Source organism: Bacillus sp. FSL W7-1085, assembly GCF_038595035.1.
GTDB classification, from domain to species: Bacteria; Bacillota; Bacilli; order Bacillales; family Bacillaceae; genus Bacillus; species Bacillus altitudinis.
The window spans coordinates 999,701-1,024,826 of record NZ_CP152000.1; the positions used below are offsets into that span (position 1 = coordinate 999,701).

The window sequence follows — 25,126 nt, forward strand, 5'->3', positions numbered from 1 at the left end:
GAAATGCTGATGCTTTCATTTGATATGCCTTTTGAATTCTCTATTTACTGAAATAAAGAATTCATATGCCTGCTATTTCTGCCGTAAACACCTCATTTGACGTTTTGGTTCGTCGTATACATATTTGTATAGGACACAAAAATCAAGAATCAGTGAAGCAAAACAGAAGCTAAGGTTTTTAGATGAAAAACCAATTTGTCATGCGGTTATTGCCTTTAACAAACACCTCATTTACGTATTGGTCATCAAGTTCATTTCTTCTACATACATTATGATGACCAGTATGCCGATGTTTTATTCATGAGTTGTCTATAGGTAAACATTTCAAATTGTCTTTCGTTTTTGGTACTATAAAGGAAAAAAGAAAGAAAGGAACGAACTGATGTCCCTTCTAACTGTAAAAGATGTAACGGGTGGATATACAAAGAATCCCGTTCTGAAAAATATTTCATTTGAATTAGAAAGAAACCAAATCGTTGGTCTCATTGGCTTAAACGGGGCGGGAAAAAGTACAACCATTCGTCATATTATTGGATTAATGAAACCTCATAAAGGGGTCATTGAGCTGAACGGACGAACCCTTCAAGAAGATCAAGAGGCGTATCGTTCACAATTTACGTTTATTCCAGAGACACCTGTCTTATATGAAGAATTAACGTTAAAAGAGCATTTAGAGCTGACAGCGATGGCTTACGGCCTTTCAAAAGAACAATTAGAAGAACGTCTGCCGTCTTTGCTGAAGGAATTCCGAATGGAGAAGCGATTGAAATGGTTCCCTGCTCATTTTTCTAAAGGGATGAAGCAGAAGGTGATGATTATGTGTGCGTTTCTTGTGGAGCCAGAGTTGTATATTATCGATGAGCCGTTTTTAGGGCTTGATCCGCTTGCGATCAACGCACTATTAGAACGTATGAATGCGGCGAAACAAAATGGCGCAAGTGTTCTGATGTCAACGCATATTTTAGCCACAGCGGAACGTTATTGTGATTCCTTTATTATTTTGCATGAAGGGGAAATTAGAGCGAAAGGAACACTGACAGAACTAAGAGAGCAGTTCAACATGAGAGATGCGACACTCGATGATCTTTATTTGGAATTAACAAAGGAAGAAAGCTATGAGTAAAACAACGCAAACCATTTGGAAATCACGATTAGAAGAACACGTACAAGAAACAAGAAAATATTTAAAATATATGTTCAACGATCATCTTGTGATTGTGCTCATTTTTTTCCTTGCAGGCGGGGCGAGTTGGTACAGTAATTGGCTGAAGCATATTCCAGCTCACTTCCCATCCTATTGGGTCATGGCAGTTGTTTTCTCATTGGTACTGACTAGTTCTTACGTGCGAACGTTGATCAAAGAGGCAGATCTTGTGTTTATGCTTCCTTTGGAAGCTAAGATGGACCCTTATTTAAAACAAGCGTTTAACTTTAGCTTCATTTCTCAGTTATTTCCTTTGATTGCCGTGTCCATTATTGCACTTCCGCTATATTCGGCTGTCTCCACAGGCGATCTGATGCTATATGTGCTCATTTTGGCGCAAATGATCTTAATAAAAGGTCTGAATACAGCGATTCAATGGAGAATCACTTATTTTCAAGGGAAACATGTCAGATGGATTGATGCAGTGATTCGTTTTCTGCTCAATACAATGTTAATGTATACCGTTTTACAAGCAGCTTATGCCATTGCCATTGTTTTTTATCTTTTATATGCTGTCTATCTCATTTATCTAACAAATGCAGTAAAAAAACAGCCCTTTCAATGGGAATTGCATATTTCTGATGAGTTAAAACGAAAACAGCGTTTTTACCGCTTGGCAAACTTATTTACGGATGTCCCTCATTTAAAGAAGCAAGTGAAAAGAAGGGCGTATATGGACTGGGTCTTGCAGTTTGTCCCTTATGAACAGCGTAAAGCTTTTTCTTATATGTATGTGAGGGCGTTTTTACGTTCAAATGACTATTTTGGTCTTGTGTTTAGGTTAACGGTCGTGTTTGTGCTCATCCTCTTGTATACAGGTGCAGCAGGCTGGGTGGGGGCATTACTTGTCTTGTTTACAGTCTTTATCACAGGTGTACAGCTTGTCCCGTTAACAAAGCACTTTGCTCATCTGTCGTTACAGGCACTTTATCCTGTGTCTCAGCAAGAAAAAGATCGAAGCTTTTTTGTTCTCGTACGAAATGTACTCATCATCCAGTCAATTGTACTGAGCTCCGCCGTTTTCCCAGCAGGTGGATGGAAGGGAAGCGGACTTGCTCTTCTCATTTCATTGGTATTTGTGCTTGTCCTATTCAAGCCTTACGTACAAAGCAGATTAAAAAAGATGAGATAAGCGGAGATTTGTTTTTTACAGCGAGCGTATGATGTCACCAAGGAGGGTACTGGGATGAATGCAGCTGAACGGGAACTGTATGAAGAGGCCATTTTTTTTCAAATGCGTTTTTTAAGAAAACCATCCAAGATCGAGCGGTTTTCAAAAGGTGTTCAGCAGCAAGTGAATCGTCGAATCCCTGCTCGATTTCATCAAGTCATCACAAGTGCGGTGAAAACAATGGTTGAATCCACCGTATCAGGAAGCCATTTTACTTCATTTACAGTCATTGATGAACAATTGTCTATTGTAGAGCGAAATGAGCTGGCAAAGGAAAAGGTGACATATTATCAAAAGGCCGCTGCGATTGAAGGAATTGGCACAGGTGCGGGTGGATTGTTTCTCGGAATGGCGGATTTCCCTCTCCTTTTGAGTATTAAAATGAAATGTCTATATGAGCTTGCTTGTATATATGGATTTGATTTGTCTCAAAAAGAGGAAAGGCTCTTTTTGCTTTGTATTTTTCAACTCGCCTTTTCAAGCAGTGCACACCGTCAAAAAATGATGAAACTCATTGAAGAATGGGAAACAACCCGGGAAGAAATGGATTGGTATAGCTTTCAGCAGGAATATCGAGATTATATTGACCTTGTGAAGCTGTTTCAATTAATGCCTGTGGTCGGTGCCGCTGTTGGTGGGGTGGCAAATCATCAGCTGACAGGACAGCTTGGTGAAGTCGCACGCCATGTGTTTCACTTGAGAGTGTTGAAAGAATCGAAATAGAAAAGCCGCTGGTGGCAGCGGCTTTTTTTTATTCATCGTAGGAAAGGACGGCATGAGCGAGTACCTTTGCTGCGACAGGCATTGCGTTTTCGTTAATATCAAATTTCGGATGGTGATGTGGATACACATCTTGGCTGTTTTCTGGCATAGCGCCTGTGTAGAAGAAAGTACCAGGAACATGCTGAAGGTAGTAAGCGAAGTCTTCTCCGCCCATTTGAGTTTCGGCTTCTTTTACTTCTGTGACTCCTTCTGTCTGTTTGGCTATTTCTGCTATATATTCAGTTGGTGCAGGGTGATTTTTGACTGCAGGATAGCCTCTTACATATTCATAAGTATAAGAGGCATCGTGCATGTGGCAGACACCTTTCACCACCTGTTCAATTTCACGTTCAATGATATGGCGTGCACTCTCTTCAAAGGAACGTGCAGTACCTGTTAGCACGGCCGAATCTGCAATGACGTTAAAGGCATTTTCAGCGACAAATCCCCCTACAGATACCACCGCAGAATCAATCGGGTTGACTTTACGGGCCACGACCTGCTGAAGATTGGCTACAATTTGTGAACCGATGAGTACGGCATCTTTCGTTAGGTGCGGCTGTGCGCCATGTCCGCCTTTCCCTTGCACTTGAATAGAGAAACGATCGGCGGCTGCCATAAAGTTCCCGCTTTTATAAAGAACAGTGCCGCATGGCTCTGAGGACCAAAGGTGGGTGCCGAAAATGACGTCAACACCGTCTAAACAGCCATCTTCAATCATTGGTTTCGCACCGCCGGGGGCATATTCTTCAGCGTGTTGATGAATGAGGACGATTTTTCCTTTTAATTGATCTCGGTGCTCATGTAAGATCTTCGCTAAGACGAGAAGTGTTGCTGTGTGGCCATCGTGACCGCATGCGTGCATGACGCCAGGTTTTGTTGAACGGTAAGGTACATCCTTTTCATCATGAATGGGAAGTGCATCAAAATCAGCTCTCAGTGCAATGGTCGGTCCAGGGGAAGCTCCTTCAATAAAAGCGAGTACACCATGTCCGCCTACATGTGTGCGTGTTGGGATATGTAATCTGTCATAATATTGAGCGATGTAAGCAGCGGTTTCCTCTTCCTGAAAAGAAAGTTCTGGATTCATATGGAGATGGCGTCTAATTTCAACCATTTCCTCATAATGTTCATCAAGACGTTCATTGATCCTTTTGTGTAAAGTGGATACTGTCATTGATCCGAAAACCTCCTTTAGGCTCTTTTACTGATTGTATGGTAATTGTTAGAATCTTTCAACAGAAGAGGATGTCGAGAATGACAGAAAAGGTCATTTTATATAAAAGTCGAAGGTTAAGTATGAAGCTTGAAAAGGGGGAGTGGCATTGGGAAGCTGTCCAAATTGTTCAAAAGCATTTTCTTTCGTCGAAAAATTTCATTTATCGCATACGAGAATGATGCTTTGTCCAAGCTGCCGGCATCAAATCAAAGAAACGTTCGTTTCGAAGATGAGCTTTTTGATGATTTGTTTGATTCCACTGTTGGTACTACTTATTCAGATGAAAGGTGCTTCACCTATGCTCAAATGGCCAATCTTATTAGGGTGGATCTTGCTGAATTTTTATGTACTTCAGCCAATCATTCATCGGTACGAGCTTAGAGATAAGCGTTGAAAGCCCAGCAGAAGGGCTTTTTTTTATGAAAAAAAGAAGTGCGAAAAGCAGCACTTCCTTAATGGTCTATGACGGCATGATAGGATGTCAGATAGGCAGGACGAGAGAAGATGGAGCCAGTATCCTCGTGTGGCTGAAAGAATGCTTCTGATTCTTGGAAGTCTTGAAATAAGTCTTCAGATTCCCAAAGGGTCAAAATTAAGTACACCTCTTCATCCTTTTTTGGTCTTAAAACACGAAGCGCCTGAAAGCCGCGCTGGTGCTCTGACATGTTTGTTTTTTTCTGAAAGGTGGATTCAAAAAGTGCTCTGCTTTCGAGCTTTACAGGGATATGATTCAGCGTGACAAAGCCAGATTGGACGAGCTCACCTTTTGTATAAATCACATCATAGGCATGGGGTGCTTTAAAGACTGTCTCACCCTCCGTTTCATGAAAAAGAGCCGCTTGTTCCTTACCGACCGTATAAAGCAGATTTTCAAGATGATGTTTTTTTGCGATTTTTTGCAAAAAGTCTGCTGTTCCATATGTAATATAGAAATTCATCTAAACCGCCTCCTGCTTGATAGTATAACAAAAGAATGATATATAATTCTTTGGTAGTCAATCCATAAAACATATTATGAAGCAATACATCCCATACTATCCGTATAAAGGAATGAGGTGACCTAATTTGAAGAAAAAGAAGATAATCATTCCATTAGTCATTGCAGGAAGTACAATCGTGCTTTCATTTATTGGCTATCTGACCATTTTATTTTTAGGACATTATGTCATAGATGAGAAGAAGCTCGTTTTTCACGCTTCCTCGAAAATCATTGATCAGAATGGAAAAGAACTCACAAGCATGTATTCAGAAAATCGGGATCCTGTGTCATTAAAAGAGGTCCCAGATAAAGTGGCGAAAGCTTTTGTTGCTGTAGAGGACAAGCGCTTTTATGAGCACCACGGAATTGATGCACAATCGATTTCAAGGGCGGTTTATCGAGATATATTAGCAGGTGGAAAGGTAGAAGGCGGCAGTACCATCACCCAGCAGCTCGCCAAAAATATCTTTCTCACAAATGATAAAACGTTTCTTCGAAAAACAAAAGAAGTCATTATTGCGATCAATTTAGAAAGAGATTATTCAAAGGACAAGCTGCTTGAAATGTATTTGAATCAGCTTTACTTTGGTCATGGCGTCTATGGGATCCAAGCAGCGGCCAATTACTATTTTAGTAAAGATGTAAAAGATCTCACTGTCAGTGAAGGAGCTACACTTGCTGCCATGCCAAAGGCACCTTCAACGTATTCCCCTGTTCTACACCCAGATAAAAATAAACAAAGACGGGATACCATCCTGAATTTAATGAATGAACAAGGATATTTGTCTTCTACAGAAACAGTTGAAGCAAAAGGAAGAACACTTGGTATTCATTTAAAAAAGAAATCAGAAACCCCTTGGGTGGACAGTTATGTAGATCTCATGATTAAAGAAGCAGAATCACAGTATTCGATTTCGCATGAACAATTGCTTCAAGGCGGCTATACCATTACGGTACCAATCGATATGAATTTGCAAAAAGTTGCCTATGATGCAATGAAAAACAATCGTTATTTCCCGGGAAAAAGCGGGTCACCTGAAGGCAGCGCTGTGTTTATTGACAACGCATCTGGTGGTGTAAAAGCAGCAATAGGCGGACGAGAATATCAGGCAAGAGGCTATAACAGAGTCACAGCTGTTAGACAGCCTGGTTCTGTCTTTAAGCCGATCGCAGTATATGGTCCAGCGATGCAGGAGAAAAAATTCAGACCGTATTCACTGCTTGAGGACAAGGAAAAAAGCTATGACGGCTATTCTCCAAAGAACTACGATGGACAGTACGAGGGCAGGGTCACGATGGTAGAGGCTCTCATGAAAAGTAAAAATACATCTGCCGTATGGACGTTAAGCCAGCTTGGCATCGATACGTCTAAATCCTATCTTGAGAAAATGGGGATGGATATTTCGGATAAAGGACTTGCCATAGCGCTTGGTGGTCTAGAAAAAGGGGTTTCTCCATTGCAGATAGCTGGAGCATTTCATACATTTGCAAATGAAGGCGTCTATAAAAAGCCGTTCTTCATTCAGAAAATCACGAATGATGATGGAGAAACCGTAGAAAAAAATCGAAACAAAGAAGAACGAGTGTTTAGCGTACAAAATGCTTGGAATATGACAAGAATGCTTCAACAGGTCGTCAAAGGCGGAACCGCTCAGAGCGGATCATACGCTGGAGATTTGGCTGGTAAAACAGGGACAACTACGTATTCCGGTGTCAAAGGGGCAACGAAAGATGCTTGGTTTGCTGGCTACACGCCTAGTACAACAGGGGCAATCTGGATGGGGTATGACAAAACGGATAACAGTCATTATTTAACTGGCGGCAGTCAGTATCCAGTGCAGTTAATGAAAGATATTTTAACGACAGCCCAAATAACCAATGAAACATTCCAAAAACCAGAGGGAATTAAAGAACTTCAATCGCCAATCCATTTAGAAGGACTGTCAGGCTTTGAAGCACGTTATGCATTTAAAATCAAAGGGCTCTTTACATTGGAGCTGTCATGGGATGAACAGGAAGACAAACGCGTTGAATATCGTATTTATGAAAAGAGAAATGGAAGCGAGACCCTGATCGATTCTGTAACAGGAACAAACAGCTACACAATGCCGTATGCAAATGTGTTTTCAGATGCGCAGTATAAGGTTGTTCCATACAATACTCAAACACAAGAAGAAGGCGAAGGCAGTGCTTATATCAAGCCAGAGGCTTTTGGACGTTAATATTCGGCGATTTTTTGAACATTGAGCCGCTTTAGTATACCGAGCCTTGAAAAAGCGGTATAGTAAAAGCAGTGTTTGAGCCTTATACAAAGAGAGTGTGAGGCGAAAGGTGGAATGAAAGGTAATGGGAAAAACGAAGGCTTTTAATGACACGTTCTTAAAGGCGTGCAAAGGGGAAAAAACAGACCATGTACCGGTTTGGTATATGAGACAGGCAGGACGCTCGCAGCCTGAATATCGTGCCCTTAAAGAAAAATACGGGCTATTTGAAATTACGCATCAGCCAGAGCTATGTGCTTACGTAACAAGACTTCCTGTAGAACAATATGGTGTAGATGCCGCTATTTTATATAAAGATATTATGACTCCGCTTCCAGCTATTGGAGTGGATGTTGAAATTAAAAATGGAATTGGACCAGTGATTGACTCGCCTATTCGGACAAAGGCAGATATCCAGCGTCTTGGAGAGCTTCATCCTGAAGAAGACCTGCCGTATGTGCTTGATACGATCAAGCTGTTAACAGAGGAGCAGTTGAATGTTCCGCTGATTGGTTTCGCAGGTGCACCTTTTACGATGGCAAGCTATATGATCGAAGGCGGTCCATCTAAAAATTATCATAAAACAAAGGCGCTCATGTACAGTGAGCCAGAGACATGGATGCTTTTGATGAATAAATTAGCCGATATGACGATCACATACATACGCGCTCAGGTAAAAGCAGGCGTCCGAGCATTTCAAATCTTCGACTCTTGGGTTGGCGCTTTAAATGCAGCAGATTACCGGACCTTCATTAAGCCTGTCATGCAGCGTATTTTCACAGAGCTGAAGTCTGAAAACGTACCAATGATTATGTATGGTGTCGGTGCGAGCCATCTGGCCAAAGATTGGCATGACTTGCCGCTTGATGTCGTTGGACTGGATTGGCGTATGAGTATAGACGAAGCGCGAAAAGAAGGCTTAACAAAAACGTTACAAGGAAACCTTGATCCAACGATTTTACTTTCTCCTTGGGAAGTGATTGAAGAAAGAGCAGCAGCGATTTTAGATCAAGGGATGAAATCAGATCAATTCATCTTTAACTTAGGTCACGGGGTATTTCCTGATGTCTCACCAGACACGTTAAAGAAGCTGACAGATTTTATTCACGATTATTCAGCTAAACATAAAAAGACATCCATCTAAATGATTTCAAATGATCTGAAGGAGTGTTGGTTGTGGAGAAAAAGAAAATGGGGCTACTTGTCATGGCATATGGCACCCCATATAAAGAAGAAGACATTGAACGTTACTATACACATATCCGTAGAGGCAGAAAGCCAGAGCCGGAGATGCTGCAAGATTTAAAGGACCGCTACAAGGCAATTGGCGGCATTTCTCCTTTATCAAAAATTACAGAACAGCAGGCAAATGGTTTGTGTGAACATTTGAATGAGATCCAAGATGAGATTGAATTTCATGTATACATTGGGTTAAAACATATTGAGCCTTTCATTGAAGATGCAGTCGCTGACATGCACCGAGATGGCATCACAGAAGCGGTGAGTATTGTCCTTGCACCGCACTTCTCCACATTTAGTGTGAAATCGTATAACAAACGTGCACAAGATGAAGCAGAAAAGCTTGGCCATCTGAACATTACTTCTGTTGAAAGCTGGTACGATGAACCGAAGTTTGTGGACTATTGGGTGAAACAAGTGAAAGAGACGTATGCATCCATGAGTCAGGAAGAAAGAGATTCAGCAGTGCTGATTGTGTCTGCACACAGTCTTCCTGAAAAAATTATTGCAGCAGGGGACCCATACCCTGATCAGCTTGCACAATCTGCAAAAATGATTGCTGAAGGTGCAGGAATTGAGCATTATGAAATTGGCTGGCAAAGTGAAGGCAATACGCCTGATCCATGGCTTGGACCAGACGTACAGGATCTCACGCGTGACCTATTTGAGCAAAAAGGCTATAAAACATTTGTATACGTGCCTGTTGGATTTGTCGCTGATCACCTTGAAGTGTTATACGACAATGATTATGAATGTAAAGTCGTCACGGATGAAATTGGTGCAGCCTACTATCGTCCAGAAATGCCAAATGCGAAACCAGCATTTATTGATGCACTGGCAGCAGTCGTATTAAAGAAGCTTAATGAAAGCAAGTAATCATATAAAAGAAGGCGATCCTATGCATGACAATCAAAAACACCTTGTCATCATTGGCGGTGGCATCACGGGTTTGGCCGCCGCCTTCTATTTGGAAAAGGAAATTGAAGAAAAAGGCCTTCCTATCCAAATATCTCTTATTGAAGCGAGTCCTAGGCTAGGTGGAAAAATTCAAACATTATATAAAGACGGTTATATCATTGAACGTGGACCCGATTCATTTTTAGAAAGAAAGGTTAGTGGACCCCAGCTGGCAAAAGATGTTGGCCTATCTGATCAGCTCGTCAATAATGAAACAGGGCAAGCGTATGTATTAGTCAATGAAACCCTTCATCCGATGCCAAAGGGGGCTGTCATGGGCATTCCAACTCAAATCAGTCCGTTCATTACAACTGGGCTTTTTTCAGTTGCCGGAAAAGCACGTGCAGCGATGGATTTCGTTTTGCCAAAAAGCAAACAGACAGAAGATCAGTCTCTGGGGGAATTTTTTAGAAGACGTGTGGGTGATGAAGTGGTGGAGAATTTAATTGAACCGCTACTATCAGGCATTTATGCTGGTGACATTGATCGCCTGAGCTTAATGTCTACCTTCCCGCAGTTCTATCAAACAGAACAGAAGCATCGCAGTTTGATTCTTGGGATGAAAAAATCACAGCAGCATGCAAAAGCGCAACAAGTGACAGCGAAAAAGCAAGGACAGTTCCAGACAATCAATCAAGGGCTGCAAGCACTTGTTGAAGCGGTCGAAAGTAAACTCAAGCTGACGAAGATTTACAAAGGGACAAAAGTGACCCAGATCGAAAAAGCAGAGGGAGGCTATGGCGTTCAATTAGACAGCGGTCAAACGCTTTTTGCAGATTCTGCCATTGTGACAACTCCTCACCAATCGATCTATTCCATGTTTCCAAAAGAAGCAGGGCTTGAGTACTTGCATGACATGACATCGACTTCTGTTGCAACAGTTGCACTCGGATTTAAAGAAGAGGATGTTCACAATGAATATGATGGTACTGGTTTTGTCATCTCAAGAAATAGTGATTTCTCCATTACAGCATGTACGTGGACAAATAAGAAATGGCCTCACACTGCACCTAAAGGAAAAACATTGCTCCGTGCATACGTTGGGAAAGCTGGCGATGAATCAATTGTCGAACAGTCTGATCATCAAATCGTGAGCATCGTGCTGGAGGATTTGAAGAAAATCATGGATATTAAAGCAGATCCAGAGCTGACGACAGTGACTCGCTGGAAAACAAGCATGCCGCAATATCATGTGGGTCATCAAAAACAGATTTCGACGATGCGAGAAACGTTTATGCAATCATATCCTGGTATTTATATCACGGGTGCTGCATTTGAAGGTGTTGGGATTCCTGATTGTATTGATCAAGGAAAAGCTGCCATCTCAGAAGCTGTATCTTATCTATTTTCATAAAAAACAAACTCCCTTTTCTGTCATGGAAAGGGAGTTTTTCATGTTCGTATGTTTAGAAAAGAGTGGTGAATAATAAAATTGAACAAAGTTGTTGCATCTGAGGAAAAGGATGTGGTATATTACTTTCTGTACTTAATGACCGAAACGTTCAAATAGTCATTTTGGGAGTGAGATCATGAGTGTTGATAGGAGACAAATGATTTTAGATGGAGCAACAAAGGCATTTACCCAGTTCGGGTATAAAGCCACGACAATGGACCTTGTAGCAAAGCTTGCCAACGTTGGAAAAGGAACGATTTATACTTTTTTCAAAAACAAAGAAGAGCTGTTCGATGAAATTTTCACATCACTGTTAATGGAGATGAGGAAAATTGCAGATGAAGCAATAGATGAGAAGAATAGTTTCTCAGAAAACCTTCATTTAGCACTCTTTGCAATATTAGAATTTCGAAAAAACCACCAGCTTACAATTAAAATCTTTCAGGAAAATGCGGAGCTTGGCACATCAGCAGTGAAAGAAATGATTGAAAAAATGGAGCAGATGATCATTCGCTATATTAAAACAAAAGTAAAAGAAGCGATTGAAAAAGGCGACATTAAGCCCTGTGATCCTGAATTGACGGCATTTGTGATGGTGAAACTATATATTGCACTTATTTTTGACTGGGAAAAGCGATATGAGCCTTTAACAAAAGAAGAGGTCGCTGAATCGCTCGAGCTTTATGTACTAAAAGGACTGTCTGCAACAACATAATTTTTTTTGAGTTCAAATGACCGAATTCTTAATTTAGTCATTCATCAATGGGAGGAAAACAGCAATGAATTTAATTCGGAATCAATGGAAAGACATTGTGACGAGCAAAAAACTACTGATCCCGATTTTAGCTGTCTTATTTATTCCACTGATTTATAGTGGTGTATTTTTAAAAGCTTACTGGGATCCATATGGTACAGTTGATCAATTACCTGTAGCAGTTGTCAACTTGGATGAAGGCAGTCATTATGACGGCAAAACCCTTCAAGTGGGCGATGATTTAGTGAAGGAATTGAAGAAAAACGATAGTTTTAAATGGCATTTTGTTGATAGTGAAGAAAAGGCCATCAAGGGGTTAAATAACGAAGACTATTATCTCGTCGTCGAGATTCCGAAAGATTTCTCGAAAAATGCGAGTACAGTACTAGACAAACATCCGAAAAAATCGAATCTGAAATATTATACGAATCCAGGCGCAAACTATGCTGCGTCTCAAATTGCGAATAACGCCATTATCAAATTAAAAGATTCGGTTTCAAAGGAAGTCACAGAAAATTATGCAGAGGTCATCTTTGATAACTTCAAAACGATTGCAAAAGGATTAGATCAAGCAAGCGATGGAGCGAAGAAAATTGATGACGGAACAAAAAGCGCAAAAGACGGTAGCCAAAAGTTAAAAGACAATCTGGCGAAATTGGCAGAAGGAACGTTAACGTATAGCGAAGGTGTTCATCAGTTTGCAGGAAAAATGGGTGAACTGAACACTGGAATTCAATCTCTTGATAGCGGTCTTGGTCAGCTCTTAACAGGCTATCAAACGATTGATCAGAAATTTGGTGAACTTGGCACAGGAATTGATACATTGACCGAAGGGTTAAACACAAGCCGTGAAGGACATGAGCAGCTTTCTTCTAAAATGCCGCAATTCACAGCAGGCATTGAGCAGCTGAACAATAAAGCACAGTCATTTTCAGAAAAAATCGCTGCTGTGGAGAAAGTATTGTCTTCACCTGAATTAGCGAATCTTGAAAAGATGGCGCCTAAGATTGATCAGGTGAAAGAAGATGCAAAAACGTTCAGTACCAAACTTGCTTCTTTAAAAGAAGCATTATCTAATCGAGATGCAAAAGTTAAAAGTATTATTCAAAACAGCTCGATGACAGATGAAGAGAAAAAGGCGGCAATGGATCAGCTAGACAGTCTTCCTACAATCGAACTGCCTGATTTGTCTGGTCTTGAGCAAAGCTTAGCGGCGCTGCAGGAACTGCCTGACGCAAGTGAAGTTCAGTCTGCGGTTGCATCTGCAAAAGCACAGCTACAGCAAGTCAAGCAGCTGCCAGAGAAAACAGAACAGCTGTATACATCGACAGTCGCCATACAAAATGCGATTGATCAAATGACATCCGGTACGAATAAATTGTATCAAGGTGCACTGAAGCTTCAAACGGGCCAAGGGAAATTACAAGATGGCCTGCAAACAGCAAATGGAAAGCTTGATACAGCGAAAAGTGGTGCGGATAAACTGGCAAATGGTTCAAGCCAGCTTAGTGCAGCATTGAATAAACTAGAAAGTGGATCAGCGAGTATCCAAAGCAACTCATCTAAACTGGCTGAAGGGTCAAAATCCCTTGATAAAGGATTAGGTGACTTAAAAAGTGGAACTGGAAAGCTTTCTGATAAGCTAAAAAGCGCTGCAGATGAAACAGGAGACATTGATGCGGGGCAGGACAACTACAATATGATTGCAAGCCCAGTCAAAACAGAGAATGATACAGCGAAAAAAATTGATAACTATGGAACAGGGCTCACACCATATATTTTATCAATGGGACTCTTTGTTGGAGCTCTTATGCTGACTGTTGTATTCCCAATGAAAGATCCTGCAGGACGCCCTAGAAATGCGTTTGAATGGTTTGTCAGCAAATATAGTGTGCTTCTCTTAGTCGGTATCTTGCAGGCAGTGATTGCAAGCTCCATGCTGATCTTTGGACTTGGACTTGAAGTGGAAAGCCTCTGGCGCTTCTATCTCTTTGCAATCATCGTCAGTCTGACATTCCTAGCGATCATTCAGCTTCTTGCGACGACGATGGGGAACCCAGGACGCTTTATTGCCGTCATTATCTTGGTTCTTCAGCTTGCAGCAAGTGCGGGTACATTCCCGCTTGAGCTTGTACCAAAATTCTTCCAAGTTATTCACAGTCTGCTTCCAATGACGTATACCATCAACGGATTTAGAACGATCATTGCAAGCGGTGATAACAGTTATTTATGGCACCAAGCAGCGATTCTTGGAACAGTAGCCATCATCATGATGGCTGCAACAACAGCATACTTTGCTTGGAACATAAGAAAAATGAAACAAGAAGAAGCTTAATCAAAAAAACCTTTCTCTTTCATGAGAAAGGTTTTTTCTATTAGAAATTAGACATCAGGAACCCGAAGCGATATATTTTAAGAAGGATGCTGAAAAAAGGCATGCTTGGAAAGAATTTCTTTTAGATGAAGGAGGATATGCCGAATGACAACGGAAGTAAATGAAACGATTCAGCTTATTCAAAAGCTTGTGTCGATCCCAAGTCCATCAGGAAATACTGAGAAAGTGATTGGCTTTGTCGAACGTTTTTTACAAGATTTAAATATTGAAACGAAGCGAAATCGAAAAGGCGGATTAATTGCCACCCTAAAAGGAACAGATGACAAGGAACACCGCATGCTGACAGCACATGTCGATACGCTCGGTGCGATGGTCAAAGAAATTAAATCAAATGGCCGGCTGCGTCTTGCACTCATTGGAGGCTTTCAATATAACTCGATAGAAGGCGAGTATTGTGAAATTGAAACAGTAACAGGCCGTACATACACAGGTACCATTCTGATGCATCAAACGTCCGTTCACGTATATGAGGATGCTGGAAAAGCGAAGCGAAATCAAGAAAATATGGAGATTCGCTTAGATGAGAAAGTGAAAAATGCAGACGATGTGCAAGCACTTGGCATTCAAGTAGGAGACTTTATCTCATTTGATCCTAGAGTGGAAGTGACATCTTCAGGTTTTATTAAATCAAGACACCTTGATGATAAGGCAAGTGTGGCGTTGTTGCTGAGATTGATTCACCGCATTCAAACAGAGAACATCACATTGCCGCATACGACACATTTCTTAATTTCAAATAATGAAGAAATCGGATACGGTGGGAACTCGAATATTCCGGAAGAAACGGTGGAATATTTGGCTGTTGATATGGGAGCCATCGGTGACGGTCAATCAACTGATGAATACAGTGTGTCAATATGTGTGAAGGATTCTAGCGGTCCTTATCACTATGGTCTGCGCAAACATTTAGCCGCATTAGCTGAGGCAAATAAGATCGATTACCGCCTTGATATATACCCTTATTATGGTTCAGATGCGTCAGCAGCGATTCGAGCAGGGCATGATATCATTCATGGACTGATTGGACCTGGCATTGACTCTTCGCATGCCTTTGAAAGAACCCATGAAGACTCATTGATTCATACAGCCAATCTACTGTACCACTATGTTCAAAGCAAATTAATCACAGTATAAAAAAAGAACCCCGATCGCGGGGTTCTTTTTGATTAGCTTGAAAGTTGTGTTGGCTCAGGTACATCTTGTCCAGTCATCACGCGGTGTCCTTTTTCAGGGTCATATTGCCCTTCCCATTTAGACATCACGACAGCTGCAAGTGCATTACCAGTTAAGTTGACAACGGTTCTTGCCATATCCATGATACGATCAACACCTGCAATAAAGGCTAGACCTTCAGCAGGAACACCGATCGTTCCAAGTGTTGCAAGTAATACGACAAAGGATGTACCAGGAACGGCAGCCATTCCTTTTGATGTCACCATCAATACAAGGATTAGTGTGAGCTGCTGTACGATCGTGAGGTCAATGCCATATACCTGCGCTAAGAAAAGCGCCGCAATGGCTTGATACAAGACGGAGCCGTCCAGATTAAACGTATAACCAATTGGGATAACAAAAGAAACAATTCCTTTTGGACACCCGATGCGCTCCATTTTATCCATGACTCTCGGTAAAACTGTTTCAGAGCTGGATGTACTAAAGGCGAGAAGCATTTCGTCTTTCATGTAAGCAAGAAATCTGAAAATATTGACGCCAATCATCTTTCCAATAATTCCGAATACAACGATAAGGAAGAGAGCGAGCGCAAAATAAACAAGACCTACGAGCTTACCTAATGAAACGAGAGATTCAAGACCAAATTTTGATACTGTCACACCAATGAGCGCGAACACACCAAATGGTGCAGCTTTCATCACAACATTGACGACATGGAACATCGCATGTGACACACCTTCAAAGAAGGCGAGCACTGGTTTGCCGCGTTCACCAATCGCTGAAACGCCAAGTGCGAATAATACAGTGAAGAAAATAATCGCAAGCAAATCACCTTCCGCCAATGATTGGAAGAAGTTCGTCGGAACGATATGAAGGAACGTATCAGCAACTGATTTACTGCTTTGTTCTTTTTCCGTTTCAACATACTGGCTAATATCCTGTTTTTCTGTATGTCCAAAGTCAACGCCTGCACCTGGTTGAACAAAGTTCGCAAGCACAAGACCAAGGATGATCGCAAACGTTGTGATAATTTCAAAATAAAGAATGGTTCTAAAACCAAGCTTCCCTACTTTTTTACCATCACCCGCACCTGCAACACCTAAAATTAAGCTAGATACGACAATCGGAATGACAATCATCTTAATGAGTCGTAAGAAGAAGTCTCCAATTGGTTTTAAATATGTCTCAACACCAGGGTTACCGAAAAAGATCGCACCAACCACGACACCGAGAATAAGACCGATTAGGATTTGAGTTGCTAATCCAAATTTTAATTTTTTCATAGATTTCCTCCCTAACATATTCATTAAAGGAATATTCCCATTATATTAAGTTTTAATATATGAATTAAAGTATAACTAAAATTAAAGAGGTTCGTCCACGATTAAATTATATTAAGAAAATACAAAATTATTTGAAAAAATGGACACTTAGAACCCCATTCGTTGTTTTAAGTCAATAAAAAGTGCCTTCCGAACTAAAAGTCATCATATGAAAATACTAAAAAACCCTTCTGTACCAAGGGTTTTACCTTTTTACCTATTTTTCAGAAAAAATAAAAAGCACTTTTGACTCCAACTGACGAAGGAGGAAAAAAGTGCTTTTTTATTCTATTTATTTCCTTATTTAAGATAACTTACTTGTGAGCATTCCTCACATTCATTACCGTAACACTCGTGCTGTTCCATTAAATCATTTCCACATTTTGTGCATTTTTTTGAAGGCAAATTTCTAAAAAACTCAGTGATTTTTCCTAGCATTTGTCATCCTCCAATACGTTTTATTGTTATCATTGTATTATAACAGATTGATAATTGTCAATCTGTTTTGTAACAATAGGCAAGAAGAATGCTTTTTTTATGAAAAATGGGTATATTGTAAGAAGGGGATTTTTTGAAAAGGAGGAAATATGACGATGAAATTAACCGTGATTGGCTGCTACGGAGGATTTCCAGCAGCAGGTGAAGCCACATCAGGTTATCTTTTTGAATCAGATGGTTTTCGTCTGCTTGTTGACTGCGGGAGCGGAGTTCTGTCAAAGCTTCAGCAATTCATTGATATAGAAGAACTAGATGCTGTACTCCTTTCTCATTATCATCACGATCATATTGCAGATATCGGACCTCTCCAATATGCGAAGCTAGTGGGTTATCATTTAGGAAAAAGCAGTGGTCCGCTAACGATCTACGGACATACCGGGGATCAAGCAGCATTTCAGCGGCTCTCTGATGATGTACATACAAAGACAAAACCTTATCACCCGGAAGAGGGCATTCAAATTGGACCATTTCAAATTGATTTTTTGAAAACGGTTCATCCGGCAGAATGCTATGCGATGAGAATTCAGGCAAATGAGGCTGTGGTGGTGTATACAGCTGACTCCAGCTATCAAGATGCATTTATCCCTTTTAGCAAGGATGCAGACTTACTTATTGCCGAAAGCAACTTTTACGCCGGACAAGACGGATCGGGTGCAGGACATATGAACAGCACTGAAGTAGGGAAGCTGGCAAGTGAAGCAAATGTTGGAGAGCTCATCATCACCCATCTGCCTCATTTCGGCCGGCATAAAGACCTAGTCAATGAAGCACAGGCGTTATATACTTGCAATATACAGCTTGCCCAATCAGGGCTTAGATGGAACAAGGAAGGAAGATAGAGATGCTGTTTATCGATAACGAGCAACATTATGACCCAATGATTAATTTAGCAATTGAAGAGTATTGCTTAAAATATTTAGATCCAGAAGAAACGTATTTGCTGTTTTACATCAACCAGCCGTCCATTATTATTGGAAAGAACCAAAATACAATAGAAGAAATTAATACAAAATATGTGGAAGACAATGGCATCAAAGTCGTTCGCAGGTTATCTGGCGGTGGTGCAGTTTACCATGACAAAGGAAACTTGAACTTCAGTTTTATTACAAAAGACGATGGGGACAGCTTTCATAACTTTAAAAAATTCACCGAGCCAGTCATCAAAGCGCTTGAAAAGCTTGGCGTCAAAGCGGAATTAAGCGGCAGAAATGACATCATGGCAGATGGGCGTAAAATTTCGGGGAATGCTCAATTTGCTACACGAGGACGTATCTTCAGTCATGGCACCCTATTATTTGATTCAGAAATCGAACATGTTGTCTCGGCATTAAATGTGAAGAAAGAAAAGATCGAATCAAAAGGCATTAAATCCATTAGAAGCAGGGTTGCGAATATTAGTGAACTGATGGATCAAAAGATGACAACAGAAGAATTTAGAAAAATTCTTTTAAGCTATATTTTTGACACGAACGGAGACGTGCCTGAGTATCAGCTGACAGAAAAGGATTGGGAGAAGATTCATGAGATTTCTCGTGATCGATACCAAAAATGGGAATGGAACTACGGCCGTTCACCTAAGTTTAACTTGCAGCACTCTAAGCGTTTTCCAGCTGGATCGATTGATCTTCGATTAGAAGTGAAAAAAGGCATCATTCAAGACTGCAAAATTTTTGGTGACTTCTTCGGTGTAGGGGATATTGCTGATATTGAGAAACGACTCATTGGGCAGCAATATGATCGCAAAACCATTAGTGATGTATTAGAAGACATGGATATGCGCCATTATTTTGGTAACGTATCAAAAGAAGATTTTCTGGATTTGATTTATTAAGCAAGGACAAGCACGGCTAGAGATAGCGGTGCTTTTTCTAATGAAAGAGATGAAAGCGGTTTACATTTGATCTTGTGAATTTTTTCGATTGTCTATTATAATAGAAAGGAGGAATGTTTGGTCATAAAATGAATGGCTATTCATTCATTGATGAAGTATAAGGGGTGGGAGAATGGATTTGATCAAAAATCTTGAGCAGACTGCGATGACCAAGGGAGAGAACGTCGCACTGATCTTTGAAGGGAACAAGTGGACCTATCAAGAACTGATGACAAGTATCGAACGTTTTGCAGATGGTTTAGTGAGCGAAGGGTTTCAAGCGGGAGATCATATCGCGCTGATTTTAGGAAATTCACCGCATTTTGTGATTTCATTTTTTGGTGCATTAAAGGCAGGACTTGTTGTTGTACCTGTCAATCCAACATATACGCCAAGTGAAATCGGCTATATGCTGGTCACTGGTGATGTAAAAGGGATTGTTGCACCGGATCAGCTTCTGCCGATATACGAGCAGGTGTATGAACAGCTTCCAGCTATTGAACGAGTCATTATTTGTGCACAAAATGAATCTGCGTGCAGGTCAAGTTTAAAAGAAGTATCTGATCGTCTTGTTTTCTTCGGAAAGCTTGTGTCTGGAGATGCGCCGGAAACTGAGCATCCTGTCATACAACCTGACGATACGGCCGTTATTTTATTTACATCTGGCACAACAGGAAAACCAAAAGGGGCAATGCTCACTCATGTTAACCTAAATTCAAATGCAAGAGACATTGCGGAGTACCTGTCAATTGATGAGAAGGACAAGGTGATTGCTGCTTTGCCGATGTTCCATGTGTTTTGTTTGACCGTCTGTATGAATGCCCCTTTGATTCATGGAGCGACCATCTATGTCCTGCCGCATTTCAGCCCATCAGAGCTTTTACGAATGATGGAGAAAGAAAAACCAACGCTATTTGTTGGTGTTCCAACCATGTATAACTATTTATACCGCCAGGACGGTCATGAGGAAGCGATGAAGTCGGTGAGGATTTGTATATCAGGCGGTGCGTCCATGCCTGTTGCTTTACTTCACGGTTTTGAAGAAAAGTTCGGTGTCACGGTGCTAGAGGGCTATGGATTGTCAGAGGCTTCCCCAGTGACGGCATTCAATCCCCTTGATGGAAAAAGAAAACCAGGTTCAGTCGGAACTGATATTATGAATGTGAAAAATAAGATCGTGAATGAACTTGGAGAGGAAGTTGGACCAAACGAAGTCGGAGAATTGATTGCAAAAGGGCCAAACATTATGAAAGGCTATTATCAAATGCCAGAAGACACAGAAGCAGCACTGAAAGATGGCTGGCTGTACACAGGAGATTTGGCGAGAAGAGATGAAGACGGATATATTTATATCGTCGATCGAAAAAAGGACATGATTCTCGTTGGCGGGTATAATGTCTATCCAAGAGAAGTAGAAGAAGTGCTTTATCAACATGAAGCTGTAGCAGAAGCCGTTGTCATCGGTGTGCCCGATCCAAACACAGGAGAGGCTGTTGTCTGTTACATTTCCCCTAAGAAACATGCTCACATCAATCAAGAAGACATCATCACACATTGTTCACGCTATTTGGCGAAATATAAGCAGCCCCAAACGATCCATTTCATTGATGATATTCCAAAAAACACGACTGGTAAAATTTTAAGAAGAGCGCTAAAGGATAAGTACCAAGCAGAAACAAGTAAATAAAAAAAGAGTCTCTTCTTATGGGGAGGCTCCTCAGCGTGTAGACAAACCCTTGCATTCTTTGTCAGTCCTGCGTGCTTGGTTCACATTCGCTCCGCGCCTCCTAGACTGCAAAGGTTTTCTATCACGCTGAAAAGAAGACAAGGGGATAAAATCAAGTTCATTTTATCCCTTTGTCAACAATCTAGGGAGTCTCTTATGAAGAGGCTCCTTTTTGAATCGCTTCTTGTACCTGTTTTCGAAAGGAATTTGACTGTTTTTGATTTAATTCATAATAGGTGCCGTCTACTAAAAAAACAACTTGAGAGCGGTTGGTCCATAGCTGAAAAGAAGTGCCATTTGTCCGTCCGAACATGACCTTGGCGATATAATCTGGCTTCTTTACATTCTTTTTGAGATGGCTGCTTGTTTGTTTCCCTTTGTTTAATTGTTCAATTAGATCCTCAGTTGTATCTTTATCATCTATTTCATAAGAAATGGACTGGTTCGTCGGTGAAAGCAATAATTTCTCTGCTCGATTTTCATCGAAGATGTCACTTGTCCGGCTGAACACATAAAAGAAGGTAATCAGTAAAAGCCCAAAGATCACAATTCCTGCAAGGATTTTCTTCATGATGAACCTCCAACTCACTTTTTTATAGCTAGTTTCTCCGATTTTTGAACAGCATAATCATTTTTTTCACTCAAGCTTTTTCAGATAGGGCATGCTATGATGGAGCCACATGAGACAGGTTCTAAACAAAAACGTGCGTGATTACAATAGAGAGAGAAATGGAAAGGAGGCTGACCAGTGCGAGTACGCAAATGGGTAGCTCTTGCAACGGTAGCATACATATTGTACGGTCTTTTTATTTATTCTTACTTATTTCTAATGGGGGATTCATCTGTCCCTGACAGTGTGAAAGGGACAAGTGCAGACCCGCATACATTTATGACAACCCATGAGCTTTTGATCAGTGGAAATTACTCGAACATTCGTAACCTGTTGTACTTTATGACAATTCCTTTAGATTGGTATGTCTTTTTCCTTTTGCTCATTTCAGGGTTTTCAAGGAAATTAGCAGATTGGAGCTTGGCAGCAGCTCGTTTTCACCTTTTGAGCAAACTTGTGTATGTGTTTGTGCTGTCACTTTTGACGATGCTGATCACATTGCCAGTCAAGTGGGTGAGCTACCAGTTGTCCTTGTACTACGGTGTTTCAGCACAAAGCACGGCAAGTTGGCTAAAAGACCAAACGCTTGATTTTTGGATTCAATATCCACTGCTTGTTCTATGCGCCATTGTGTTCTTTTGGCTCATTCAAAAGAAAAGGAAATATTGGTGGCTGTATGCTTGGTGTTTAACCGTTCCAGTTACACTGTTTCTCTTCTTTATACAGCCGGTCGTTATTGATCCACTCTACAATGATTTTTACCCATTGAAGGATCAAGCTCTTGAGAAAAAGATATTAACTCTTGCAGAGAAAGCACACATTCCAGCAGATCATGTATATGAAGTCAACATGTCAGAGAAAACAAACACGATGAATGCTTACGTCACAGGAATTGGTGAAAATAAGCGTATTGTTTTGTGGGATACGACACTTCAAAAGTTGAAAGACCGTGAAATCTTATTTATCATGGCGCATGAGATGGGACATTACGTGATGAAGCATGTGTATATCGGTTTAGCAGGATATTTAGTGTTGTCTCTGGTTGGATTTTTTGCCATTGACCGTCTTTATTTTTCCCTTTACCAAAAAGGCGCTTCTCCATTTCGTCTGAAGGCACCACATGACGTTGCTGCTCTTCCGCTTCTGTTGATCATTGTATCTATGCTGTCATTTGCTGCTTCTCCTTTTACAAATGCTGTGTCAAGGCATCAAGAACGTGCAGCTGATGAATACGCCGTGAACTTGACGAAAGATGGAGAGGCGGGGGTGACGTCATTTCAAAAGCTTGCAAAATCAGGGCTTTCCCAAGTCAATCCGCCACTTTTAGTGAAAATATTCCGCTATGGACACCCGACGATGATGGAGAGAATCATCGATATGGAAAAAGCCGCAAAAAAAGAGGAAACATCGAAAAAGCAATAAATAAAAAATCCGGCTCAGTTCGCCGGATTTTTTTGTCACACTTATTTTAGTTAGAAGCCGCTTGAACGTTAATTAATCCTTTTCCATAATAGAACGAATTACCAAGCGGTGTTGCCGTATTTTCTAAGCGCTGACGAACCTGAGACGTTGATAGATTCGGGTACTTAGAAAGGATAAGCGCTGCTGCTCCTGCTACATGAGGAGATGCCATTGATGTTCCCGTATAAGACGTATATCCACTGCTTGGTACTGTACTTAAAATCGATGTACCAGGTGCAGAAACATCTAATTCAGGACCTGCGCTAGAAGACGAGTTTCTGACATTGTTGCTGTTCACGTTGGCAACAGCAATTGTAGAGTCGTATTTTGCAGGATAGCCTACGGTGCTAGTAGAGCCAATTGAACCTGAATTCCCTGCTGCGGCAACGACAACTACTCCGCGGTTATTCGCTGTGTCTACAGCATTTTTAAGCGCTGTGGAGCCGTTTGGTCCGCCTAAGCTCATATTGATGACATCCATGTTATTGGCAACAGCCCATTCAATACCGCTGATAATCCAGCTGTATTGTCCATCTCCGTTTCGATCTAACACTTTAACGGCATACAAGGAGGCGCTTGGCGCAACCCCAAGAACACCAATCGTGTTATCAAGGGCAGCAATGGTTCCGGCTACGTGAGTTCCGTGTGATTGAAAGTCTTGTGTGGCATTTGGCTCTGAAGGGACGAAGCTAGCACCGCCTGCAACATTTAAGTCAGGGTGTGCGGCGTGGATTCCAGTATCAAGGACAGCTACTTTGACGTTAGCACCTTTATAACCTTGAGCGTGTACGGCTGGAGCTTTGATTTGAGGGATACCATAAGGGACGGTTTGGGCATATGCTTCTGCTTTGTGGTCTTCTTCTACATAAGCAATGCTAGGGTCGTGTTCAAGTTTTTTTGCGGCTTGTTCAGACATCTTCACTTGTGCAGCATTAATGAGGCGGTATTGTTTTTCTAATTTCCCACCATTTTGTGTCACTGCTTGTTTCTTAGAGCTGTTTGTGGTGGCAGAAGCTTTAAAGCCAACGATATAGCTTTTTTCGCTTTCTGACTTTGAGGCAGTCTCGGCATTTGCCATCGAGCCTCCAAACCCTGCTGAAAACAGAAGAGGGACAGCCAATAAAACACTTGTCATCACATTTTTCTTTTTCACGCACATTCCACATCCCTTTTTCTTATTTCAGAATAATCATCCGTAGTCTATTAGAATGATCCGTTTGATTATTCTGTATTTTCAGTTTAATAGAGATAGGCAAATAAGAGTAGGCCCGAATTTTTGTGGAAGTCCTAGCGAAAAATAGGGAATTAAGTCGCTTGGAAATGATGGTAAAATATGTTTATTCTATATTTCCAACGGTTTCCTATTAAAAAGGAATCGTGCTTTTTTTCTCATGATCCATTTGAGGATAAACATTCGATACCCGAAATGCCATAAAATAGGTAGAAAAGGCTATCATCTATTTCGAATTTCGATATAAAAAAATATTATTTTATCATTGTTTTTGACATGAAAAAGAACCTGCTATGAAAACAGGTTCTTTAAGAAGGGGCAGATTGTGTTAAATGGCTGACCACGTTGTAATCGCTCACCTTCCATTCACCATCTGTCCATTCCACATAATTTAAGCAGGCATTCTCAAGTCTTGTATCCTTAATACCCATATGTTCGTCAGCTAGTGAGGTGAGTAAGGCATGGATGGCAGCACCGTGTGCTACGATTAGTACCCGTTGATCTGGGTAGGTTGCTCTCACTTTTTCAATACCTTCTAGCATTCGATCTTGAAGTGCCGATAATGGTTCCATATTTGGATACTGTTTATTCGGAAACAGTTTCTGACGTTCCTCAAATGACATGCCTTCAGCGTCGCCATAGTCACGTTCAATAAAATCGTCCATGATCACGAGCGGTGCATGTACATACTGTAAAATCAAATGAGCTGTTTCTTTTGCCCTTGATAGCGGACTGGAAATGACAACATCCCAGTGCGCATCTTTTAAGTAAAGACCGGTTTGTTCCGCTTGCCATTTACCAGTGTCATTTAAAGGGATATCTGTTCGTCCTTGAATTCGTTTCGCTGCATTCCAATCGGTTTCTCCGTGTCTGACTAGGCAAATTGCTGTCAATCAAATCC

General features: G+C 41.0%; 22 protein-coding genes. 15 read left to right on the plus strand and 7 right to left on the minus strand.

Translation table 11 applies throughout. The features are described 5' to 3' along the window. Positions 1-382 precede the first annotated feature (382 nt). The 3 genes from MKY11_RS05025 to MKY11_RS05035 are packed head-to-tail and all read left to right on the plus strand — an operon-like array spanning position 383 to position 3,098. Complete coding sequence (locus tag MKY11_RS05025; RefSeq protein ID WP_008348877.1) at positions 383-1,123, plus strand: ABC transporter ATP-binding protein; 741 nt, start codon at positions 383-385, stop codon at positions 1,121-1,123. After that, positions 1,116-2,336, plus strand: coding sequence for an ABC transporter permease (locus MKY11_RS05030; protein WP_058337518.1), 1,221 nt, complete (start codon positions 1,116-1,118; stop codon positions 2,334-2,336). The genes MKY11_RS05025 and MKY11_RS05030 overlap by 8 nt, the downstream gene beginning before the upstream one ends. A 54-nt stretch (positions 2,337-2,390) precedes the next feature. Continuing rightward, on the plus strand, positions 2,391-3,098 hold the full coding sequence (locus MKY11_RS05035) for an EcsC family protein (RefSeq protein ID WP_024719995.1): 708 nt from the start codon (positions 2,391-2,393) through the stop codon (positions 3,096-3,098). Positions 3,099-3,126: 28 nt separating this feature from the next. Here the strand turns inward: MKY11_RS05035 and MKY11_RS05040 are convergent, their stop codons facing one another. Continuing rightward, entirely contained in the window at positions 3,127-4,314 is a 1,188-nt protein-coding gene (locus tag MKY11_RS05040; protein WP_008348870.1) for a M20 family metallopeptidase, read from the minus strand. Positions 4,315-4,462: 148 nt separating this feature from the next. On the opposite strand from MKY11_RS05040, the gene MKY11_RS05045 reads away from it, so the two are divergent. Beyond that, complete coding sequence (locus MKY11_RS05045) at positions 4,463-4,750, plus strand: hypothetical protein (RefSeq protein WP_223255613.1); 288 nt, start codon at positions 4,463-4,465, stop codon at positions 4,748-4,750. A 58-nt stretch (positions 4,751-4,808) separates the two neighbouring features. On the opposite strand, the gene MKY11_RS05050 is transcribed toward MKY11_RS05045, so the two are convergent. After that, positions 4,809-5,294: an antibiotic biosynthesis monooxygenase gene (locus MKY11_RS05050; RefSeq protein ID WP_007497177.1), complete on the minus strand. Its 486-nt coding sequence runs from the start codon at positions 5,292-5,294 to the stop codon at positions 4,809-4,811. 127 nt (positions 5,295-5,421) lie between these two features. Here MKY11_RS05050 and MKY11_RS05055 point away from each other — a divergent pair, with 127 nt between their 5' ends. The 7 genes from MKY11_RS05055 (at position 5,422) to MKY11_RS05085 (ending at position 15,468) form a co-directional block, all read left to right on the plus strand. Further along, positions 5,422-7,557, plus strand: coding sequence for a transglycosylase domain-containing protein (locus MKY11_RS05055; RefSeq protein ID WP_017360307.1), 2,136 nt, complete (start codon positions 5,422-5,424; stop codon positions 7,555-7,557). 124 nt (positions 7,558-7,681) lie between these two features. After that, positions 7,682-8,740 (plus strand): uroporphyrinogen decarboxylase, encoded by a 1,059-nt coding sequence (gene hemE, locus MKY11_RS05060; RefSeq protein ID WP_025207037.1) that lies wholly within the window; start codon positions 7,682-7,684, stop codon positions 8,738-8,740. Between the two features lie 32 nt (positions 8,741-8,772). Next, on the plus strand, positions 8,773-9,711 hold the full coding sequence (gene hemH / locus MKY11_RS05065; RefSeq protein WP_017366949.1) for a ferrochelatase: 939 nt from the start codon (positions 8,773-8,775) through the stop codon (positions 9,709-9,711). Positions 9,712-9,733: 22 nt separating this feature from the next. Beyond that, positions 9,734-11,146 carry a protoporphyrinogen oxidase gene (hemY, locus tag MKY11_RS05070; protein ID WP_039167644.1) on the plus strand — a complete coding sequence of 471 codons (1,413 nt, stop codon included), beginning with the start codon at positions 9,734-9,736 and terminating at the stop codon, positions 11,144-11,146. Between the two features lie 175 nt (positions 11,147-11,321). Next, positions 11,322-11,900, plus strand: coding sequence for a TetR/AcrR family transcriptional regulator (locus MKY11_RS05075; protein ID WP_007497184.1), 579 nt, complete (start codon positions 11,322-11,324; stop codon positions 11,898-11,900). A gap of 64 nt (positions 11,901-11,964) precedes the next feature. Beyond that, positions 11,965-14,274 (plus strand): YhgE/Pip domain-containing protein, encoded by a 2,310-nt coding sequence (locus tag MKY11_RS05080; RefSeq protein ID WP_039167547.1) that lies wholly within the window; start codon positions 11,965-11,967, stop codon positions 14,272-14,274. A 144-nt stretch (positions 14,275-14,418) separates the two neighbouring features. Beyond that, the gene (locus MKY11_RS05085; protein WP_024720001.1) at positions 14,419-15,468 is read left to right on the plus strand and encodes a M42 family metallopeptidase; all 1,050 of its coding nucleotides are present in this window, start codon (positions 14,419-14,421) and stop codon (positions 15,466-15,468) included. Between the two features lie 32 nt (positions 15,469-15,500). Here the strand turns inward: MKY11_RS05085 and MKY11_RS05090 are convergent, their stop codons facing one another. Further along, positions 15,501-16,790 (minus strand): cation:dicarboxylase symporter family transporter, encoded by a 1,290-nt coding sequence (locus MKY11_RS05090; RefSeq protein ID WP_008348850.1) that lies wholly within the window; start codon positions 16,788-16,790, stop codon positions 15,501-15,503. A 339-nt stretch (positions 16,791-17,129) separates the two neighbouring features. Beyond that, a complete protein-coding gene (yhfH, locus tag MKY11_RS05095) occupies positions 17,130-17,267 on the minus strand; it encodes a protein YhfH (RefSeq protein ID WP_008359029.1) in 138 nt (45 codons plus the stop codon). 155 nt (positions 17,268-17,422) lie between these two features. Here yhfH and MKY11_RS05100 point away from each other — a divergent pair, with 155 nt between their 5' ends. The 3 genes from MKY11_RS05100 to MKY11_RS05110 all read left to right on the plus strand — a co-directional run bounded on the left by MKY11_RS05100 (position 17,423) and on the right by MKY11_RS05110 (position 20,884). Next, positions 17,423-18,166, plus strand: a complete 744-nt coding sequence (locus MKY11_RS05100) for an MBL fold metallo-hydrolase (protein ID WP_201297446.1) — start codon at positions 17,423-17,425, stop codon at positions 18,164-18,166. A gap of 2 nt (positions 18,167-18,168) precedes the next feature. Further along, entirely contained in the window at positions 18,169-19,158 is a 990-nt protein-coding gene (locus tag MKY11_RS05105) for a lipoate--protein ligase (protein WP_008348846.1), read from the plus strand. A 172-nt stretch (positions 19,159-19,330) separates the two neighbouring features. Further along, entirely contained in the window at positions 19,331-20,884 is a 1,554-nt protein-coding gene (locus MKY11_RS05110) for a fatty acid--CoA ligase family protein (RefSeq protein WP_342501907.1), read from the plus strand. 193 nt (positions 20,885-21,077) lie between these two features. Here the strand turns inward: MKY11_RS05110 and MKY11_RS05115 are convergent, their stop codons facing one another. After that, on the minus strand, positions 21,078-21,494 hold the full coding sequence (locus MKY11_RS05115; protein WP_007497192.1) for a hypothetical protein: 417 nt from the start codon (positions 21,492-21,494) through the stop codon (positions 21,078-21,080). A gap of 177 nt (positions 21,495-21,671) precedes the next feature. Here MKY11_RS05115 and MKY11_RS05120 point away from each other — a divergent pair, with 177 nt between their 5' ends. Further along, entirely contained in the window at positions 21,672-22,955 is a 1,284-nt protein-coding gene (locus MKY11_RS05120; protein WP_159145568.1) for a M48 family metallopeptidase, read from the plus strand. Between the two features lie 46 nt (positions 22,956-23,001). On the opposite strand, the gene MKY11_RS05125 is transcribed toward MKY11_RS05120, so the two are convergent. Both MKY11_RS05125 and MKY11_RS05130 read right to left on the minus strand, forming a co-directional pair. Then, a complete protein-coding gene (locus MKY11_RS05125; RefSeq protein WP_045034875.1) occupies positions 23,002-24,147 on the minus strand; it encodes a S8 family peptidase in 1,146 nt (381 codons plus the stop codon). 386 nt (positions 24,148-24,533) lie between these two features. Then, on the minus strand, positions 24,534-25,118 hold the full coding sequence (locus MKY11_RS05130; RefSeq protein WP_061418594.1) for a histidine phosphatase family protein: 585 nt from the start codon (positions 25,116-25,118) through the stop codon (positions 24,534-24,536). Positions 25,119-25,126: the final 8 nt, after the last annotated feature.

What these genes read in the sequence shown, in the direction of transcription:
- MKY11_RS05025 (WP_008348877.1), top strand. Translation starts at nt 383, where the DNA reads ATGTCCCTTCTAACTGTAAAAGATGTAACGGGTGGATATACAAAGAAT.
- MKY11_RS05030 (WP_058337518.1), top strand. Translation starts at nt 1,116, where the DNA reads ATGAGTAAAACAACGCAAACCATTTGGAAATCACGATTAGAAGAACAC.
- MKY11_RS05035 (WP_024719995.1), top strand. Translation starts at nt 2,391, where the DNA reads ATGAATGCAGCTGAACGGGAACTGTATGAAGAGGCCATTTTTTTTCAA.
- MKY11_RS05040 (WP_008348870.1), bottom strand. Translation starts at nt 4,314, where the DNA reads ATGACAGTATCCACTTTACACAAAAGGATCAATGAACGTCTTGATGAA.
- MKY11_RS05050 (WP_007497177.1), bottom strand. Translation starts at nt 5,294, where the DNA reads ATGAATTTCTATATTACATATGGAACAGCAGACTTTTTGCAAAAAATC.
- hemE (WP_025207037.1), top strand. Translation starts at nt 7,682, where the DNA reads ATGGGAAAAACGAAGGCTTTTAATGACACGTTCTTAAAGGCGTGCAAA.
- hemY (WP_039167644.1), top strand. Translation starts at nt 9,734, where the DNA reads ATGCATGACAATCAAAAACACCTTGTCATCATTGGCGGTGGCATCACG.
- MKY11_RS05075 (WP_007497184.1), top strand. Translation starts at nt 11,322, where the DNA reads ATGAGTGTTGATAGGAGACAAATGATTTTAGATGGAGCAACAAAGGCA.
- MKY11_RS05080 (WP_039167547.1), top strand. Translation starts at nt 11,965, where the DNA reads ATGAATTTAATTCGGAATCAATGGAAAGACATTGTGACGAGCAAAAAA.
- MKY11_RS05085 (WP_024720001.1), top strand. Translation starts at nt 14,419, where the DNA reads ATGACAACGGAAGTAAATGAAACGATTCAGCTTATTCAAAAGCTTGTG.
- MKY11_RS05090 (WP_008348850.1), bottom strand. Translation starts at nt 16,790, where the DNA reads ATGAAAAAATTAAAATTTGGATTAGCAACTCAAATCCTAATCGGTCTT.
- yhfH (WP_008359029.1), bottom strand. Translation starts at nt 17,267, where the DNA reads ATGCTAGGAAAAATCACTGAGTTTTTTAGAAATTTGCCTTCAAAAAAA.
- MKY11_RS05100 (WP_201297446.1), top strand. Translation starts at nt 17,423, where the DNA reads ATGAAATTAACCGTGATTGGCTGCTACGGAGGATTTCCAGCAGCAGGT.
- MKY11_RS05105 (WP_008348846.1), top strand. Translation starts at nt 18,169, where the DNA reads ATGCTGTTTATCGATAACGAGCAACATTATGACCCAATGATTAATTTA.
- MKY11_RS05110 (WP_342501907.1), top strand. Translation starts at nt 19,331, where the DNA reads ATGGATTTGATCAAAAATCTTGAGCAGACTGCGATGACCAAGGGAGAG.
- MKY11_RS05115 (WP_007497192.1), bottom strand. Translation starts at nt 21,494, where the DNA reads ATGAAGAAAATCCTTGCAGGAATTGTGATCTTTGGGCTTTTACTGATT.